Genomic DNA, 16,256 nt, shown 5'->3' on the forward strand with positions numbered 1-16,256 from the left:
AAACGGGGCTATGTGGATGAAGCGGCACATTGGCGTTATAGCAGTGCACGAAACTATGAAGGTAAGGAGGGGCTTATCGATGTTGAACGAATGTGGTGAACAAAAAAAGGTTTCAGATATCAGTATGCATTCCCAACGTGGACGTTGGGAACGAGGAAAGGTTTCAGATATCAGTATGCATTCCCAACGTGGACGTTGGGAACGAGGAAGCATCTAAATCTATCAGCAGGGTTGATTTGCGGTGTAATAAAAAGTGAAGATTGAATACATGACCCTAAAAGCCTCGCGGGAATGACGAGGGATGGATTCCGTGTCATACACGGAATGAGGATAATTACATTTAACTCTCCAATAAAAGTTGTCGTGCAAGTTCCATTTTACTGATAATCAATGGGATAATATTTTCACTTTTAGTTTTATCGATAAAACCATCTGCTCCTAATCCCGCAGCTTCCCGTTTATTATTATCTCCTGTCATGGAACTGTTTACAATAACGGGAATCGCTTTTGTCAATGGGTTGGCTTTTAGCTGACGAACTACTGTAAATCCAGACATTTCAGGCATCTCTATATCAGTAATAATAGCTGGAATAGAAGAAGGATCTGGATGAGCTTTGACAAAATCCATAAGCTCTTTACCGTTGTTGAAAATTTGATAAGAGAGTTTTGCATTGGCAAAAATTTGACGTAAATGGTGTTGTGCGGTTTTTGAATCTTCCGCGATAAGGACAGTCCCTTTTTTGAGTTTTTCCGGGATCACGATATTTTGGAGATTACTCATAGACATATCAATATTTACCATTGCTTGAGGTATGACGTCAGCAAGCAACTTCTCATAGTCAAGAACCAAGCATAGACTTCCATCATCAAGTCTTGTATCATTCATCACAAGACCATCATCACCGAGTCGATAGCTATCGGGTGCATGCAGCTCATTCCAGTTTTTCTTTATAACACGATAAGCAAACATAATGCGAATACCGATAATAATCCCGTTGAAATCACAAATCAAGATATTAGAGGCTTTTTTCTTCTCTTTATCAAGTTCTGCACCTAGCCATCGTGGGAGATTGAGGATAGGGATTTGTAATCCACGCAAAACAATCGTCCCCTCTAATAAAGGATGAGCTGATGGTATTAGTGTTAGCTGATGGTGTTTTGCTTCAACTACTTCTCGTGTTTTAAAGACATTAATAGCGTAGTAAGGAGATGTTTCAGCTGCATCTACTTTAAATATTAATAGTTGTACTTCATTGTTTTTTGCCAGATTTGTAGCGCCATCTACGTGTTCTAAAAGAGACATCTTGATCCTCTTGAGTTTTTCTTGTATTAATCATAGCTTTTTTTTACTAAAAATGTAAGCCTTCCATGGGTAGAATACGAAAATATCGTTTAGAAGAGGCTTTAATGGAGATGTGTACCGTTTGTCCACTCGATTGTTATGATGCGTGTCGGATTATCATCGATGAAAACGGAGCTCTAAGGGGGGATAAAACACATAGTGTTACTCAAGGGTATTTGTGCCCAAACCTCAACCATTTTGACGATACAAAACGGATAACACAACCTCGATTTTTGGGTGAAGAGATCTCTATGGAAAAAGCGTTAGAGATTTTAGAAGAGAGACTTTCACGTATTGAACCTACACAAACTCTTTTTTATCGAGGGAGTGGAAATATGGGATTGATGCAACGTTCCATGGACCATTTTTTTGGATCGATGGGGGCTGTCGGGACGCGTGGATCGTTGTGCGATGGAGCCGGTGAAGCGGGAGTACTTCTTGGTCGTGGGGTAAATTACCCTCTCTCTCCTGAGATGGTTGCTAAGGCAGATGTAGTGATTGTGTGGGGGAGAAATCTTCATGCAACCCATTCGCACCTTTTGCCGTTTTTGAAGGGTAAAAAAATCATTGTCATTGATCCGGTTCAAACAGCTTTAGTAAAAAATGCTGATTTGTATATCCAAATCAAACCGCATTGTGATTTACATTTGGCATTGTTGTTATCTCGATTTTGTATTATTGAGGGGTTTCAAGACAAAGAGTTTTTAGAGCAATACGGTAGTGGGTATGAAGAGTTTTATGAGCTAACCCAAACGGTTCGGATCAAGGCAACTTTGGACTCGATTGATGTTACTTTGGGGCAAATCGGCTCACTTTTAGAGATGGTTCAGGGGAAAAAAACTGTTATATTAGTAGGTGTAGGTGTCCAAAAATATCAAAATGGCTCTGACGTATTACGTGCTATTGACGCTTTTGGGGCTTTGTTAGGATTATTTGGCAAAGAGGGGTGCGGTGTAAGCTTTTTAGGCTCATCGTTGGAATCGTTGGAACTCCCTTTTCGTTCTATAGCGAAAACAATACCGAAGCCTACGGTTAATTTTTCAAACTATTCTACGGTTTTTATCCAAGGGGGAAACCCATTGGGTCAAATGCCCAACTCCGTAAAAGTGGGCGAAGAGTTAAGCAAATGTCCATTTAAAGTCTATTTCGGACTCTATGAGAATGAGACATCTCGTGCGTGTGATTTGATTCTTCCTGCGCAAACCTTTCTCGAAAAAGAGGATGTTCGTGCCTCGTATGGGGATTTTACTCTGCAAAAAATGGGAAAATTGCGCGAAGCGACATGTGGGATTAGTGAATATGCTCTTGCGAGGAGGTTGTGTGATAAATTTAATCTCCTCATCCCGAGTGAAGAGGAGTGTTTGGAACTATTGCACCGCCAAATGGAAATGGTCGATGGTGTAGAGATGAAGAGAAATAGACCAAAAATCCCCTATAATGATGGTTTTAAAACAGACTCGGGTGAGTTCGAATTTATAGACGAGATTGATTTAGGGTTGAGCAGTGAAGAGGGGTATTTTCTTATCACTTCTAAATCATCTAAATCGTTAAATTCACAATTTAAACGGATGGAGGGGATATACTTGCATCCAGAGTGTGGATTTCTAAGCGATGAAGATGTTAGAGTCTCTTCCAAAGTAGGTGAATGCAGGATGAGGGTGCATCATGATGAGCGTCTAAGGCGAGATTGTGCCCTTATCTATTCAGGGACACCTGATGTGAATGTTTTAACTCCCTCACTTATGAGTTACGAGGGTGAAAATGCAGTTTATCAAGAATATAAAATAAAGGTAGAAAAAATATGACAACTAATTTTGAACAGTATGTACTTCCGACATATGGTCGCCAACCCGTCTCTTTTGTAGAGGGTAAAAATGCCCATTTGATTGACAGTGAGGGGAAAGAGTATATCGATTTTGCTGCTGGCATCGCGGTGTGCAGTGTGGGGCATGGTAATGAGCGTTTAAATAAAGCGATTTGTGATCAAATTTCTAAAATCACGCATGTATCGAATCTTTATCATATCGAACCGCAAGCCTTGGCAGCTAAAAAGATTGTAGAGCTGAGCGGATACACGATGAAATGTTTTTTTGGTAACAGCGGTGCCGAAGCAAACGAAGGGGCGATTAAAATTGCTCGCAAATACGGAGAGGTGGATGGTGAAGCGAAACGTTATAAAATCATTACCCTAGAACACTCCTTTCATGGACGTACCATTACAGCCCTCAAAGCAACAGGGCAAGAGTCGATGCACAACTATTTCGGACCGTTCCCTGATGGATTTGTCTATGCGAAAAATATCGATGAGATAGAGTCGCTTCTCGATGAGCATACGGTGGCGGTAATGATTGAACTGGTGCAAGGGGAGGGGGGTGTTCAACCACTCGATCGTGCCAAAGTACAAGCATTAGCAACGTTGTTAAAATCACGTAATATTTTGCTCATGGTGGATGAAGTACAAACGGGTATTTATCGCACGGGTGAGTTTTTAGCTTCGAATTTGTATGGTATTGAGCCGGATGTGATTACCCTCGCAAAAGGGCTTGGCGGCGGTGTTCCTATCGGTGTTGTAATGACCAATCGTCTCGATATTTTTGCCCCAGGAGATCACGGTTCGACGTTTGGGGGGAACTATCTCTCCACTGCTGCAGCAAACGAGGTGCTCGATATTCTCGAAGAGTTAAAAAGCAGTGGTGCGCTCGATGAGACGTTGATCTATTTTGAGAATGCACTGGAGCAGTTTGCCCAAAAACATCCAGCCATCTTTTTGGCACATGTCGGATTTGGATTGATGCGCGGTTTGCGTGTATGCGATGCGGAGACACTCGGAAAAATTATCAATAGCGCACGTGAAGCGGGTATTATTGTCCTCAAAGCAGGGCGCAATACCCTCCGCTTCCTCCCGCCACTGACGATTACCAAAGCGGACATTGATGAGGGATTTGAACGTCTCAAAGTTGCTATGAAAGATTTATAATTTACGTCATTCCCGCGAAGGCGGGAATCCAGCTATTTTAATATTGGGGATGGATCCCCGGGTCAAGCCCGAGGATGACGAGGAGAGGTTTTTAATGCTATTTAGCAACTATATGAACGATTGGCTCTACGGAGCCGATGGATATTACGCATCCTATCGCCCTATCGGTAAGAGCGGGGACTTTTATACGGCGGTGAGTACTTCCAAATTTTTTGGGGGGACGATAGCAAAACATATCATTGAGCGTATCGATGAGGGGTTTTTATCTCCTGATTCACTGATTTGTGAGATTGGTGCTCATCACGGTTATTTGCTCGCCGATATTATCGAGTTTTTACACACCCTTCGTCCAAAGCTTATAATTACTCTTCGCTTTGGGATTGTGGAGCGATTTGAGACTCTGCAACAGCAACAAAAAAACTATTTTGAGGACTCTTTTGGAGATGTTATCTGTTTGGAGCATTACTGTGATGTGAGTGAGATTCGTGCCTCTTCAGCCTTTTTTATCGCCAATGAGATTTTTGATGCGTTCGCGTGCGAACTCCTCTATCAGGGGAAGATTGCTCGCATAGATAACAATGGAAAGATTGTTTTTGATAGAGATTCAGCTGAAGTAATCGAACATGCTCATAAATATAAAAAAGATCGTGGGGAAATCGCGATAGGATACGAATCGTTCGCCCGCTCAATGGCTCAAAGTGTCTCAAAATTTGAGTTTATGAGTTTCGATTACGGTGAGATGGAGGCACGGAGCGATTTTTCAATCCGCGTTTACCAAGATCATAAAGTGTATCCCCTTTTTGATGAGGAACTAAACCTCCAACATGCGTATGGAAAAACCGATATCACCTATGATGTTAATTTTGCTCATGTCAAAGAGGCATTTGAGTCTCAAGGGTTAGTAATGGTGCAGTATGCAACACAACTGGTGGCACTCATAGAGATGGGAATTTTGGATTTATTGGCTATCTTAAAAGAGAACGTCACCGATGAAATCTATACCCAAGAGCTCGAAAAAGTAAAAATCCTCATCACCCCATCGCTTATGGGGGAGCGATTTAAAATGATACGCTTTACCCAAGGATAAATGATGAGATATCTGATAGCACTGATGGTCGCTTGCTCTTTGTACGGCGGTACTTTACATGAGGCTGTTTATGAGGGAGATATTAAAAAAGTCGAAAAAATTATATTCTCGGGTGTGAAAGTTGATGAGGCAAATCAAGCAGGCTTGAGCGCGCTTCATGTGGCAATCAAGCTCGATGATACAACAATGGCTAAATATCTACTCAAACACGGTGCGGATATAAATTTTCAAGATTTAAACGGTAATACTCCACTGATTTTGGCGATTAAAAAGAAAAATTTAGAGTTAAGTACGTTTGTCGTATTAGCAGGAGCTGATGTCAATCTCGCCAATAATGATGGGATAACCCCACTGCACCAAGCGGCATTTAGCGGTAATGAAAAAGTGGTCGATTTTTTACTCAAAGCTAGAGCAAACCCCAATGTAAAAAACAACGACGGTGCAACACCGTATGATTTCGCGATTGCCAAGAAAAATTTACAAATAGCACAACTGATAAAAATGTCAATGTAGGAGAGAGAATGAAGATAAAAGTAAATGGAGAGCTTAGAGAGATAGCAGAGAACTCATCGATGCTTGATTTGATACGTTCATTAGGGGTAGAAGAGAGGGTGATGGCATCTGCTCTAAATATGGAAATAGTAAAGCAAGATGGATGGGCTAGTACTCCCCTCAAAGAGGGAGACGTTATCGAACTACTCGATTTTGTTGGGGGTGGGTGACCTACATTGTCTAAAGAGGTGTTTTGTATGTATTTAAAAACTGGATTGCTTCGCTTTGCTCGCAATGACAAACCACCGTCACTGCGAGGTTTTGAAAAAACCGTGGCAGTCCATAAGAAGTTTAATTAGAGAACTCAATTACTCTTTTTCATATACTCCGCAACCAAGACGATTTGAGTACCGTTAATTTTACCTTCGATGAATTTAGCATCATCGGTGAGGTGGATGTTTTTAACAATCGTTCCACGTTTTGCGGTAAAACCTGCCCCTTTAACGTCTAAATCTTTGATAAGGGTCACTGTGTCACCCTCAGCTAAAATTGTCCCGTTACTATCACGGTGAACAACGGCACTATCTCCATCGTCATTGGATTTTAGCAATCCTTTATCAGCCCATGTTTTGACATCTTCTTCGAGGTACATCATATCGAGTAAATCTTGTGAACCGAGTGCGTGAAGCAATCGGTACGACATTACCTGAACAGCAGGGATTTCACTCCACATAGTATCGTTAAGAACGCGCCAGTGGTTGGCATCGAGATTATCGGGATTGGCAATTTGAGTACGGCAGGTTTCACACAGTGTGAGCGATTGATCGCTACTTCCATCTCCGATATTGAGCAGTTCTAAATTTTCTGTTGAACCGCAGAGTTCACATTGGGTAGTATCGCGCATAGTTTTCCTTTTAGGTTATAAGTTATGTTCCGTGTTGTTAAATTTTAGAAGATGTTTCTAAAGCAACGACAGCAATAGCATAATCGCCATCGTGGGTAATGGATACGGAGGTATGAGTGATCTTAAAAGCGTCTTGTACCTTTGGTGTTAAGGTGATTATTGGGGCGCCTTTGGATGACTTTGATAGAATTATATCGTGAAACCCGCATTCATGTCCAATACCGCATCCCAATGCTTTGGAACATGCCTCTTTGGCAGCCCAAAAACCAGCAGCGGTGCGTGGATTTTTTATAAGTGCTATTTCATTATCGGATAAAAATTTTGAGAGGGCATGATCGCCGAAACGCTCGATGAGACGTTTCATCCGATCAATTTTGATAAGGTCGATGCCGATCATACGCCGTTATTGAACAACGAAATCGACGAAATAGACGTTTTTGATTTTACCGTCTTTGGTACGTTGATTGAGTTCCGATACGATTTGCTCTTTCAATGACTCTTTCCCTTTGACAGTAGAAATCTCTTCGAGTGATTTAGAGGAGAGGATACGGATAATGACATCCCGTAAAACCGGTTTTTTCTTCTCTAATTCAACGGCTAATTCTTCCCCTTCGAGCTCAAGATTCATCTCAACTTTGAGGTATCGTCGTCCACTCTCAGAGAGGAGATTAACAGTAAAGAGCTCAAGTGGAAACATAATCCCAACTTCCGTAGATGGGGTATCAAGCCCACCGCTATTTCCCGTGGATTTACTTTCACCCTCGGTAGCTTTTTTCTCTTCACCTTCATGCGCTGGAGCTTCCTTTGTTGTTTTAGCCGATTCTCCCTCTGCTTCATGATTTCCCATCATCATAAAAGCGATTACACCACCTATGACGATAATTAAAAATAAAACAACAATGATAATAATCAGGAGCAGTTTTCCCGATTTTTTCTTCTCTCCACCCTCTGTGGCTGCCTCTTCTTCGTGCTCTTTTTCTTTATTAGCCATCCGTTGCTCCTATCTAAAACAAAATATTTCCTTTATTGTACCTCGAAACCTTTGAAATTTTGGTTGATTTGAGTAAACTTGTGAGATTAAAGTAGGGATAGGTTTATGATTGAATCAATTTTTGGATTTGTTGGTCGCCCTTTTTTAAATCTATTTGAGGGGATTGAGCGTTTTGGACTTTTTATACTCTTTCAAATGAGATTAATACGTCTCTATCCTAGAGTATTTAAACGTCCTAAAATATTATTAACACAAATAGATATTATTGGGTTGGGGTGTGTTGGTGTTGTTACGTTAACCGCACTGTTTACAGGGATGGTTGAAGCGATTCAGCTCTATAGCGGATTTCATCAGTTTGGGATTGAAAGTTTTATCGGTTACACGATTTTTCTCTCTATCTCAAAAGAGTTGGGACCTGTATTTGCCTCGTTAATGCTTATTTCACGCTCTATCAGTGCTATGGCCGCAGAACTTGGGACGATGAAAGTGAGTGAACAAATCGATGCAATCGATATTTTAGGGGTCGATTCAAAAGAATATCTTTTGGTTCCTCGTATTATTGCTACTGTTATTTCTTTACCGTTACTCGTTATTTGGTTTGACTTTGTTGCGATCTCATCAGCGTATTTAATCTCTACAGGTGCACTGGGTATTAATGGGGTCGTCTATCAAGATACCGTGATGCGATTGGGTGAGTTTAACGATATTATGGCGGGTGTCATTAAAGCATTCGTTTTTGGATGGATTGTTAGTGCTATAGGAAGCTATATCGGATATCACACCACGGGTGGAGCACGCGGTGTTGGAGAATCGACGATTTACGCAGTTGTCTATTCGGCAGTTGCTATTTTTATTGCAAACTACTTTATTTCGTCACTCTTTTTGTATCTAGATTGGTAATTAATCCCCTAGCTCGCTGAGGGGACGAAACTGGTAGGTTTCAGGATCATAATAATCTATTGCACCGGTTTCTATATCGTAGTACCAACCGTGGATAAATAGCTTCTCCTCTTCTGCCAATTTTTTGACGTATGGGTAGGTAAGGAGATTTTCGATTTGAGTAACGATGGAAAGTTGTTCCGTTGCACGAAGTAACTCCTCTTTGGGTGCGTCGTTCCCAAGTGTTATCATCGCCATGGTCTTAGCTTTTTCTCCTAGTGTAAGCCATTTGGCAGTATGCACCATCGAAGTTTGACAAGAACTTTTATAAAGAGCTGCGATTGCACCGCAATGGGAATGCCCGCATATAATAATTTCAGAGACTTCAAGTACACTGACCGCGTATTCTATAGCTGCTGCGGTGGAGTGAAAATCTTCATCCGGTTTATAGGGGGCAACAAAGTTTCCGATATTTCGAACGACAAATAAATCACCTGGATCGGATTGGATGATGAGATCGGGAATAACACGAGAATCCGAACATCCGATAAATAATGTACGAGGATTTTGTCCCTCTTTCACAAGGCTTAAAAGATGCGCTTCATTTTTTTTAAAGTAGGTTTGTTGAAAGGTTTCATTCCCCTCCGCAAACTCTTTGAGACGTTGGACACTTTGATCGGCGGCGTTTAGTGACACTCTTCAATCCCTAATTGTTTAATAATCGCTTCATACACTTTTCCACCTTCACGGTCACAATCGTCATGGTATTCAATCGTAATCATCCTTTTCCCTTCAGTCACGGCTCCACCGTAAATATTAGGGGTAATCGAACATAACGGTGTACATTCTTCAATCGCTTTTTCAATTAATTGGTGCTCTTCCTCGGTTGAATAGGCGAGTGAAAGTTTAGTGTAGAGCTCTTCTGATTTGTGGTCGGCAATAATAGAACATACTGGCATTAAATATCCTTCGTTTGTAATGGGTTATTATACGAAAATTTAGGTTAAAACCACTCCAATAATTTACTCACTTCATCAATTTCGTAACATTTTATGGAAGTTTTTTCGAGAGGCTTTTTCGGGATTAATGCTTTGGTAATCTGTTGAGAGGCTGCCTCTTTTAGTCGTTGATCGAGCTGATACACCTCACGAATATCACCCACGAGGGAAACTTCGCCGATAAATACCGTCTCTTTAGAGATGGCACGGTTGCGAAAACTGCTGATGATAGCGGCTAAAATTGCTAAATCGGCAGAAGTCTCGGTGATTTTTATCCCTCCAGTGATGTTGATGAAAACATCATAACTATTGAGAGGAATTTCGAGTTTTCGCTCCAATAATGCGAGAAGCATATTGAGACGGTTGTTCTCGAACCCTGTTGCCTGACGTTTCGGATTAGGGGCATGGGTATCGCTGACCAGTGCTTGTACCTCTAAAACAATGGGGCGAGTCCCCTCCATGATAACGGTGAGGGCAGAACCGCTTTGGGATTTGGTACGGTTAAAAAAGCGCGAGGAGAGATCTTTTGCCGATACCAAACCATCGTGGCGCATCTCAAATACTCCGATCTCACTGGTTGGACCAAAACGATTTTTAAATCCTCGGAGTATTCGGAGTTCATGTCCGCTGTCCCCCTCAAAATAGAGGACAACATCCACCATATGCTCCAACACGCGAGGTCCTGCAATGGAACCCTCTTTGGTGATGTGCCCGATGATAAAGATAGCAATACGACGCTCTTTGGCAATCCGCATCAAATCAAAGGTGATTTGGCGTACCTGTGTTACCGATCCGGGTGCTGAGGCAATGGTTTCAGAATAGAGCGTTTGGATAGAGTCGATGATAATACACTCATAAGAGCGTTCATGGAGCTCACTGAGAACCTGTTCCAGTCGTATTTCGGCGAGGAGAAAGAGATTATCGACATTGGCTCCTAGACGATTGGCACGGAGTTTAATCTGCCCTTCGCTCTCTTCACCCGATACATAGAGGACATTACGGTTTTGGCGTGCGAGGTTGGAACCGATTTTGAGTAACAGGGTCGATTTTCCAACCCCAGGACTTCCTCCGATGAGGACTAATGAACCGGGAACTACCCCACCACCGAGCACCATATCGAGTTCGGCATCATCACTGCTAAATCGCTCAGTGTGCTCTTCGACAATTTGAGTAATCTCTTTGGCTTTTGCACCAGCTAGTGGGGAGGAAGAGGTGGTAAGTTTGACGATTTCTTGTTGTTGTTCATTCAGCTCGATAAAGCTATCCCATCCACCGCAGTTGGTACATTTTCCCATCCATTTAGGGGTGGTAAATCCGCAGTGTTGACACTCAAATAAGGTTGATTTTTTCTTTGCCATATATTAGTTCATTTCGTAAAAATTGGATGCATAATTGTAGCAGAGAATACAATAGTACGTTAAAAAATGGCAAGGTGACATATATATCTATTTTTCATCCAGATAAAGAACTCCATTTTTAAAAGACATTTTTTCGGAACGAATTTTTTGAATGATGGAGAGATACGATTTACTAACGAAATCTAAGGATGCTAAATGTTGAAATTGCTCTTCAGCTTTATTCAAATCTCCGGTGTATAAAAGTGTGAGTGCTTCATGATAGGGGAGAAAAAAATTGCTATCGGATAATGATGACCACGGTTCATATACACGAACAGGAAGGCTACGACCTACAACGCCGATAAGACCTAATTCTCTGCAAACATAACGGTCACTGAGTAATAATTTGGTATCTTCTGAAATCATAATGTAGGTAGAAAATTGTTTATTGGCTGATTCTAATCGAGAAGCTAGATTTCCCGCATCACCGATAAAGGTATAATCAAACCGTTTTTCTGTCCCTAAATTACCGATAATTACTTCACCGGTGTGGATACCGAATCGGGTTTTGATGGCATAACCATAGCGTTCGACAAAATGAGGATTATACTCGTGTAAACGTTTTTGACACTGAAGAGCAGCTTCTACCGCGAGTATCGCGTGATCGTTTTGTGGGAGCGGTGCGTTCCAAAAAGCAATGATTGCGTCCCCCTCATATTTATCGATAGTCCCTCCAAGATCCATGATAATATCACTCATTAAACCTAAATATTCATTCAAAAAACGGGCTAATATTTCCGGTTCCATATGGGTTGATATGGTCGTGAACCCTTCTATATCGGAAAAGAGAATGGATAATGTTTCCCGTCTTCCTCCCAGTTTTAAATTTTCTGGATGTTTAATTAAAGAATCGATTACTTGTGGGCTAATATAACGGGAAAAAGCATTTTTAATAAAACGTTTTTGAGCACCTTCATGAAAATATTTAATCCCAAATGCACTAAGCCAAGCGAGGGTAATTCCAACAATAAAAACAGCAAGGTGGAACCAAATAGTAAAGTAATAGGTGATGATGCTAGTGATAATTACTAAAGTTAGTGCAATAATCGGATAGAGTGATCCTATCAATAATGAAGCATGGTAGCGTACACCAAATAAGATAGCAAAGATGATAACAAATAGTGCAATATAGGTGATACTTGAGGGTGCTTCGGATACAAAATCGTTGTGCAGTAGATTGTCTAATATCGTTGCATGAATTTCTGCTCCGGGATAGACATTTTGTAAAGGGGTACTTTTTAAATCCATAAGACCGGGTGCGCTAACACCGATAATGACGTAGCTATTTTTAAATGTAGTAGAGGGTATCATCCCCTTTTTTCCCTCATCTTCTAAAATTTTGGATGCTATAACGGATGCGGCATTAAAAGTTTTATAAGTTTGAGATGGACCATGATAGTTAATAATTGCTTTATATTCAGAGGTCAAAGGGGTACATTGATGATTGAGGCAAAATTGTTTTTCAAAATAGTGGTAGGTTGACGAGGGATGAGAGATTAAATATCCACTAAGAGATAAAGAGGGGACATTGAATCCGTCAAATGATTGAACTAAAGTTGTTTTTCGAGTGATACCATCACTATCGGGTATTGATACAACCGAGCCAAGTGTATTAAAAGCCGATCCAATTGGCTCGGTTGGAAAGGAGGCATGGGTATGAGATATTGTATCGATCATGATTGGCTGGTAGATTGGTTTTAGAAGTTCTTTTGGCCATTGAATACTCTCTCCTTGGGTTGAACTCAGAATCACTGCCCCTACGCTATTGTTATCTATTAATGAACTGGCAAAACGTTGGTCATCTTGTTTACCGTAAAAAGAGGGTTCAGAGAAAAGCATATCAAATAGTATGGCTTTCGCTCCCCCTTTTTTACAATGATCAACGATAGCGGAGTACATTTCTCTAGGCCATGGCCATGAGAGATTATTGTTATTCTCAGCCCAATCGAGCGAACTTTGATCTATAAGTATAAGTTTAATCGATGGATCGTGTTTCGTTGGTTTGCTTAAATAGGTAACTCGAAGATCCCACAAACCATTCTCAAAACCATCAAGAGTATGGGTAAATTGAGCAAAAAATACAATAAGCACAATAACTACCGCCAAAGCAGTAGAGTGAATAATTGGGTTTTTCATTTTAAATTTTTGCTAAATTTGTTTGAAAACGGTTATTTCGGATTATCGGTATTTCAATTTTGAGGGGATTTGCTTCTTCAATCGCTTTTAGGCGATCTGATGGAGATGGATGAGTTGAAGCAAAGCCCGTTTGTCCCGGTTTTATTTTTTGTTCCATTAAATGGAGCATTTCACTCATAGAAGAGGGGTTATACCCAGATTTTTCAAGGATAGCGAGTGCAGTTTTATCAGCTTGCATCTCATATTCTCGTGAATATCCATTGACAATCATAGTGTTGACGATATCACTGATACTCCCTTCAAAAGTTGTAACGAGTTTTGCAATATTTTTATTGGAGTAATGTTTTGATGCTTCGATAGTGAGTACTGAACCCATTTCACTCCATCGACTGCTTTTAATCGTTTGCAGTCCGTGACGGTTTGTGATGTGAGCAAGTTCATGTGCGATAATTGCGGCAACGGCATCTTCACTTCCAGCGCATTGCAAAATACCCCGTGTTAAGAAAATAAAACCTCCCGGTGCCGCAAAGGCGTTAATTTCATCAGAATCTAAAATTTGAAAATGGTAACCTCCATAAGTATGTGGCAACTCTGAATGGAATGATAATTGATAACCGATTTGATTGACATAACTCTGTGCTTTACTATTGGAATAAGGCTTATAACGACTTAAAATTGTTGCAGAAACGGTTCGTCCGATGTAATATTCTTGTTCGGGAGTGATATCTTCCATTGATTTAACTAACGTATTACTAAGTTTTGAGATCGATTCTCGCTTTTCGTGTGAGACACCTGTTAATGACATATAATTATCCAATGCCGCCGGTGTTAACATCTTATCCATATCTTGGACACAGCCACCAAAAAACAGTGCAATAAATAGCATAATAAATAGTTTCATTTTTTCCCTTTACTCTGCCAACTTGCCATTTTTGACAAATTGTTGTTGTGTATCAGATGAAATTTGATACTTTTCCATCGCATCGACTAAATCAAAATGGAGTTTTGGATTTTTATCTCGATATTGTGATTCAACTTGAGCGTTAAAGCCTTTGCCAGCCATAATAACTTCATTACTAGAAACATTTTGGGGAGCATTGTCAGATAGGTCTGAAAGTACTATTTCCTTAGTGGTCAATGCAGATGAATGGAGCCACCCTTTTTTGGACGTAGCTTTTACTTCAACCCATTCCCCATTTTTTTGAATCGATGTTACCGATTCACCATAATGTAACGATTGGAGTGTTTTTCCTAAAAAAGAGGGGGTGCTTTTGAGTGCGGCAGCTTTAATCTGAACGTTCATCGTCTCAGCATTTACTAAAGTTGAGCACAGTATGGTGAAGAAAATAACACTTTTAAATCTCATTTTCACATTTTCTCCTATAATGGCAGATTATTCTTTTTATAATACCAACATTTTACATAAAATCATTATATTTGATTTATTTTAAATTTAAAGTGATGCAATATTGTGAATTTTTGATATATATATATATATATGTATATATATATATATGTTTTAAAAATTAGTAAAATTTATGTTATTGAAGGATGTTTATATAAAGGGAAGATTCCCTTTACAGTAGTGATTATAAAAAATTATGAATTTTTTTCTTCCCCAAAAATAGCGTCCAAAATTCCATCGACAAATTCGTATTTATTAAATGGAATTAGATGTTCGGGCTGTTCTCCAACACCGATATAGAGGATAGGGAGTTGTAGTGCGTAAGCGATAGAAAATACAGAACCCCCTTTGGCAGTGCCGTCGAGTTTGGTGATGATGATTCCATCAACTCCCACCATCTCGTTAAATGCTTTGGCTTGAGAAATAGCCGATGATCCTTGCGTCCCGTCTAAAATCAAAATTTTATGATGAGGTGCTCCACTATGGGCTTTATCACAGATACGGACGATTTTTTTAAGTTCATTCCCGAGATTGGTTTGGGTGTGCAATCGTCCTGCGGTATCGATAATAACTTGCTCAAACCCGCGTGCTTTAGCCGATTCGATAGTATCGTAGGCAACGGCGCTAGGATCGTGTCCTTGACGAGAGGAGACGATAGGGATTTCGAGTTTATCTGCCCAACGGGTGAGCTGCTCGATAGCGGCTGCTCTAAATGTATCGGCAGCACCGAGGATCACACGCTCCCCGTTATTGAGGTGATGTTGTGCCAGTTTTGCAATGGTCGTCGTTTTTCCTGCACCGTTTACCCCTATAATGAGGCTTACCGTCGGTTTGTCGGGATTTTGTGGAAGGGTGTTTTGGGCAAAACTCAATGTCGCAAGGAGCTTGGAACGGAGCTGGTCGCGAGTAATATTTTCATTATAAAGCTCACGTAAAATGATTTCAACGAGATCGTATTCGATATCGGATTCAAGGAGAATATTTTCTAAATCACTTTTACTAATCGTCGCTTTTTTTTCAGGGATTAGGGTATTGATTGCTTCGACTGTTTTTTGAAGACCTTTTTTGATAAAACTAAACATAATTATTTTCCTAACGCTTGAGCAATATCGCTATCAATCATCTCTTCGGGTGTTGCACCTTCATAATGGGTAACGTATTGTCCGTTTTTATACATTACCATCAACGGAATCGGAAACTGTTGTCCAACACCTATAGTAGAGGCGATGGCACGAGAGAGATCTTGGTTTTGTGCTTTGTTTGAGATACGATATTCTCCACCGTATTTTTGTTTGAATTTTTCGAGTTCATCGTTGCTCACATCATCTTCAATAGTGATTCCCATAATGATAAGATTATCACCGTATTTTTTTTGTAAATTTCCAAGATGTTTCACTTCAGCACGACACGGTGGACACCAAGTAGCAAAGATATCAAACAAAACCACTTTGTCTTCTCCTGCATCGAGAGTAAAATTTGTTCCCCGTTTTTCGACGTTATATGATTTGCCTTCAGTATCGAGAAGATTAAAATTAGCGGTAGATACCATCGACTCTTCACTGGATTTTTCTCCGCATCCGGTTAAAAAAAAAGATATGGTTACTAATGGGACAAAAAGAAGTACAGCTAGACGCATATAAAAAACCTT

General features: G+C 40.4%; 18 protein-coding genes. 6 read left to right on the forward strand and 12 right to left on the reverse strand.

The window, feature by feature from the left end:
• Positions 1–340 precede the first annotated feature (340 nt).
• Positions 341–1,303, reverse strand: a complete 963-nt coding sequence (locus PHC76_RS09835) for a chemotaxis protein (RefSeq protein ID WP_299974678.1) — start codon at positions 1,301–1,303, stop codon at positions 341–343.
• Between the two features lie 65 nt (positions 1,304–1,368).
• Here PHC76_RS09835 and PHC76_RS09840 point away from each other — a divergent pair, with 65 nt between their 5' ends.
• The 5 genes from PHC76_RS09840 (at position 1,369) to thiS (ending at position 6,128) form a co-directional block, all read left to right on the forward strand.
• A complete protein-coding gene (locus tag PHC76_RS09840) occupies positions 1,369–3,147 on the forward strand; it encodes a molybdopterin-dependent oxidoreductase (protein WP_299974681.1) in 1,779 nt (592 codons plus the stop codon).
• Positions 3,144–4,319 (forward strand): aspartate aminotransferase family protein, encoded by a 1,176-nt coding sequence (locus tag PHC76_RS09845; RefSeq protein WP_299974684.1) that lies wholly within the window; start codon positions 3,144–3,146, stop codon positions 4,317–4,319. Before PHC76_RS09840 ends, PHC76_RS09845 begins: the two co-directional genes overlap by 4 nt.
• Before the next feature lie 94 nt (positions 4,320–4,413).
• Entirely contained in the window at positions 4,414–5,406 is a 993-nt protein-coding gene (locus PHC76_RS09850) for an SAM-dependent methyltransferase (protein WP_299974687.1), read from the forward strand.
• 3 nt (positions 5,407–5,409) lie between these two features.
• A complete protein-coding gene (locus tag PHC76_RS09855) occupies positions 5,410–5,919 on the forward strand; it encodes an ankyrin repeat domain-containing protein (protein WP_299974690.1) in 510 nt (169 codons plus the stop codon).
• Between the two features lie 8 nt (positions 5,920–5,927).
• Positions 5,928–6,128, forward strand: coding sequence for a sulfur carrier protein ThiS (thiS, locus tag PHC76_RS09860; protein ID WP_299974693.1), 201 nt, complete (start codon positions 5,928–5,930; stop codon positions 6,126–6,128).
• 134 nt (positions 6,129–6,262) lie between these two features.
• On the opposite strand, the gene PHC76_RS09865 is transcribed toward thiS, so the two are convergent.
• Genes PHC76_RS09865 through fliL form a run of 3 tightly spaced genes read right to left on the reverse strand, consistent with a single transcriptional unit; the run spans position 6,263 to position 7,793 of the window.
• A complete protein-coding gene (locus tag PHC76_RS09865) occupies positions 6,263–6,802 on the reverse strand; it encodes an alkylphosphonate utilization protein (RefSeq protein WP_299974696.1) in 540 nt (179 codons plus the stop codon).
• Positions 6,803–6,839: 37 nt separating this feature from the next.
• A complete protein-coding gene (gene acpS, locus PHC76_RS09870) occupies positions 6,840–7,199 on the reverse strand; it encodes a holo-ACP synthase (RefSeq protein ID WP_299974699.1) in 360 nt (119 codons plus the stop codon).
• A gap of 6 nt (positions 7,200–7,205) precedes the next feature.
• On the reverse strand, positions 7,206–7,793 hold the full coding sequence (fliL, locus tag PHC76_RS09875; RefSeq protein ID WP_299974702.1) for a flagellar basal body-associated protein FliL: 588 nt from the start codon (positions 7,791–7,793) through the stop codon (positions 7,206–7,208).
• Between the two features lie 105 nt (positions 7,794–7,898).
• Here fliL and PHC76_RS09880 point away from each other — a divergent pair, with 105 nt between their 5' ends.
• A complete protein-coding gene (locus tag PHC76_RS09880) occupies positions 7,899–8,693 on the forward strand; it encodes an ABC transporter permease (protein WP_299974705.1) in 795 nt (264 codons plus the stop codon).
• Here PHC76_RS09880 and PHC76_RS09885 read toward each other — a convergent pair whose 3' ends face one another.
• From PHC76_RS09885 to PHC76_RS09920, 8 genes are all read right to left on the reverse strand, one after another.
• Positions 8,694–9,368 (reverse strand): carbonic anhydrase, encoded by a 675-nt coding sequence (locus tag PHC76_RS09885; RefSeq protein ID WP_299974708.1) that lies wholly within the window; start codon positions 9,366–9,368, stop codon positions 8,694–8,696.
• Positions 9,359–9,631, reverse strand: coding sequence for a hypothetical protein (locus PHC76_RS09890; protein WP_299974711.1), 273 nt, complete (start codon positions 9,629–9,631; stop codon positions 9,359–9,361). Before PHC76_RS09890 ends, PHC76_RS09885 begins: the two co-directional genes overlap by 10 nt.
• Positions 9,632–9,675: 44 nt before the next feature.
• Positions 9,676–11,028: a DNA repair protein RadA gene (radA, locus tag PHC76_RS09895; RefSeq protein ID WP_299974714.1), complete on the reverse strand. Its 1,353-nt coding sequence runs from the start codon at positions 11,026–11,028 to the stop codon at positions 9,676–9,678.
• An 87-nt stretch (positions 11,029–11,115) separates the two neighbouring features.
• Positions 11,116–13,203, reverse strand: a complete 2,088-nt coding sequence (locus PHC76_RS09900) for an adenylate/guanylate cyclase domain-containing protein (protein ID WP_299974716.1) — start codon at positions 13,201–13,203, stop codon at positions 11,116–11,118.
• A 1-nt stretch (position 13,204) separates the two neighbouring features.
• Complete coding sequence (locus PHC76_RS09905) at positions 13,205–14,104, reverse strand: M48 family metalloprotease (protein WP_299974719.1); 900 nt, start codon at positions 14,102–14,104, stop codon at positions 13,205–13,207.
• A 9-nt stretch (positions 14,105–14,113) separates the two neighbouring features.
• Positions 14,114–14,575, reverse strand: a complete 462-nt coding sequence (locus tag PHC76_RS09910; RefSeq protein ID WP_299974722.1) for a hypothetical protein — start codon at positions 14,573–14,575, stop codon at positions 14,114–14,116.
• Between the two features lie 227 nt (positions 14,576–14,802).
• The gene (gene ftsY / locus PHC76_RS09915) at positions 14,803–15,690 is read right to left on the reverse strand and encodes a signal recognition particle-docking protein FtsY (protein ID WP_300210011.1); all 888 of its coding nucleotides are present in this window, start codon (positions 15,688–15,690) and stop codon (positions 14,803–14,805) included.
• A 2-nt stretch (positions 15,691–15,692) separates the two neighbouring features.
• Positions 15,693–16,244, reverse strand: a complete 552-nt coding sequence (locus PHC76_RS09920) for a TlpA disulfide reductase family protein (RefSeq protein ID WP_299974142.1) — start codon at positions 16,242–16,244, stop codon at positions 15,693–15,695.
• Positions 16,245–16,256 lie beyond the last annotated feature (12 nt).

It is taken from the genome of Sulfuricurvum sp. (genome assembly GCF_028710345.1).
In the GTDB taxonomy this organism is placed as follows: domain Bacteria; phylum Campylobacterota; class Campylobacteria; order Campylobacterales; family Sulfurimonadaceae; genus Sulfuricurvum.

Coding starts and splice junctions, on each gene's coding strand:
- PHC76_RS09835 (WP_299974678.1), bottom strand. CDS start 1,303: ATGTCTCTTTTAGAACACGTAGATGGCGCTACAAATCTGGCAAAAAAC.
- PHC76_RS09840 (WP_299974681.1), top strand. CDS start 1,369: ATGGGTAGAATACGAAAATATCGTTTAGAAGAGGCTTTAATGGAGATG.
- PHC76_RS09845 (WP_299974684.1), top strand. CDS start 3,144: ATGACAACTAATTTTGAACAGTATGTACTTCCGACATATGGTCGCCAA.
- PHC76_RS09850 (WP_299974687.1), top strand. CDS start 4,414: ATGCTATTTAGCAACTATATGAACGATTGGCTCTACGGAGCCGATGGA.
- PHC76_RS09855 (WP_299974690.1), top strand. CDS start 5,410: ATGAGATATCTGATAGCACTGATGGTCGCTTGCTCTTTGTACGGCGGT.
- thiS (WP_299974693.1), top strand. CDS start 5,928: ATGAAGATAAAAGTAAATGGAGAGCTTAGAGAGATAGCAGAGAACTCA.
- PHC76_RS09865 (WP_299974696.1), bottom strand. CDS start 6,802: ATGCGCGATACTACCCAATGTGAACTCTGCGGTTCAACAGAAAATTTA.
- acpS (WP_299974699.1), bottom strand. CDS start 7,199: ATGATCGGCATCGACCTTATCAAAATTGATCGGATGAAACGTCTCATC.
- fliL (WP_299974702.1), bottom strand. CDS start 7,793: ATGGCTAATAAAGAAAAAGAGCACGAAGAAGAGGCAGCCACAGAGGGT.
- PHC76_RS09880 (WP_299974705.1), top strand. CDS start 7,899: ATGATTGAATCAATTTTTGGATTTGTTGGTCGCCCTTTTTTAAATCTA.
- PHC76_RS09890 (WP_299974711.1), bottom strand. CDS start 9,631: ATGCCAGTATGTTCTATTATTGCCGACCACAAATCAGAAGAGCTCTAC.
- radA (WP_299974714.1), bottom strand. CDS start 11,028: ATGGCAAAGAAAAAATCAACCTTATTTGAGTGTCAACACTGCGGATTT.
- PHC76_RS09900 (WP_299974716.1), bottom strand. CDS start 13,203: ATGAAAAACCCAATTATTCACTCTACTGCTTTGGCGGTAGTTATTGTG.
- PHC76_RS09905 (WP_299974719.1), bottom strand. CDS start 14,104: ATGAAACTATTTATTATGCTATTTATTGCACTGTTTTTTGGTGGCTGT.
- ftsY (WP_300210011.1), bottom strand. CDS start 15,690: ATGTTTAGTTTTATCAAAAAAGGTCTTCAAAAAACAGTCGAAGCAATC.
- PHC76_RS09920 (WP_299974142.1), bottom strand. CDS start 16,244: ATGCGTCTAGCTGTACTTCTTTTTGTCCCATTAGTAACCATATCTTTT.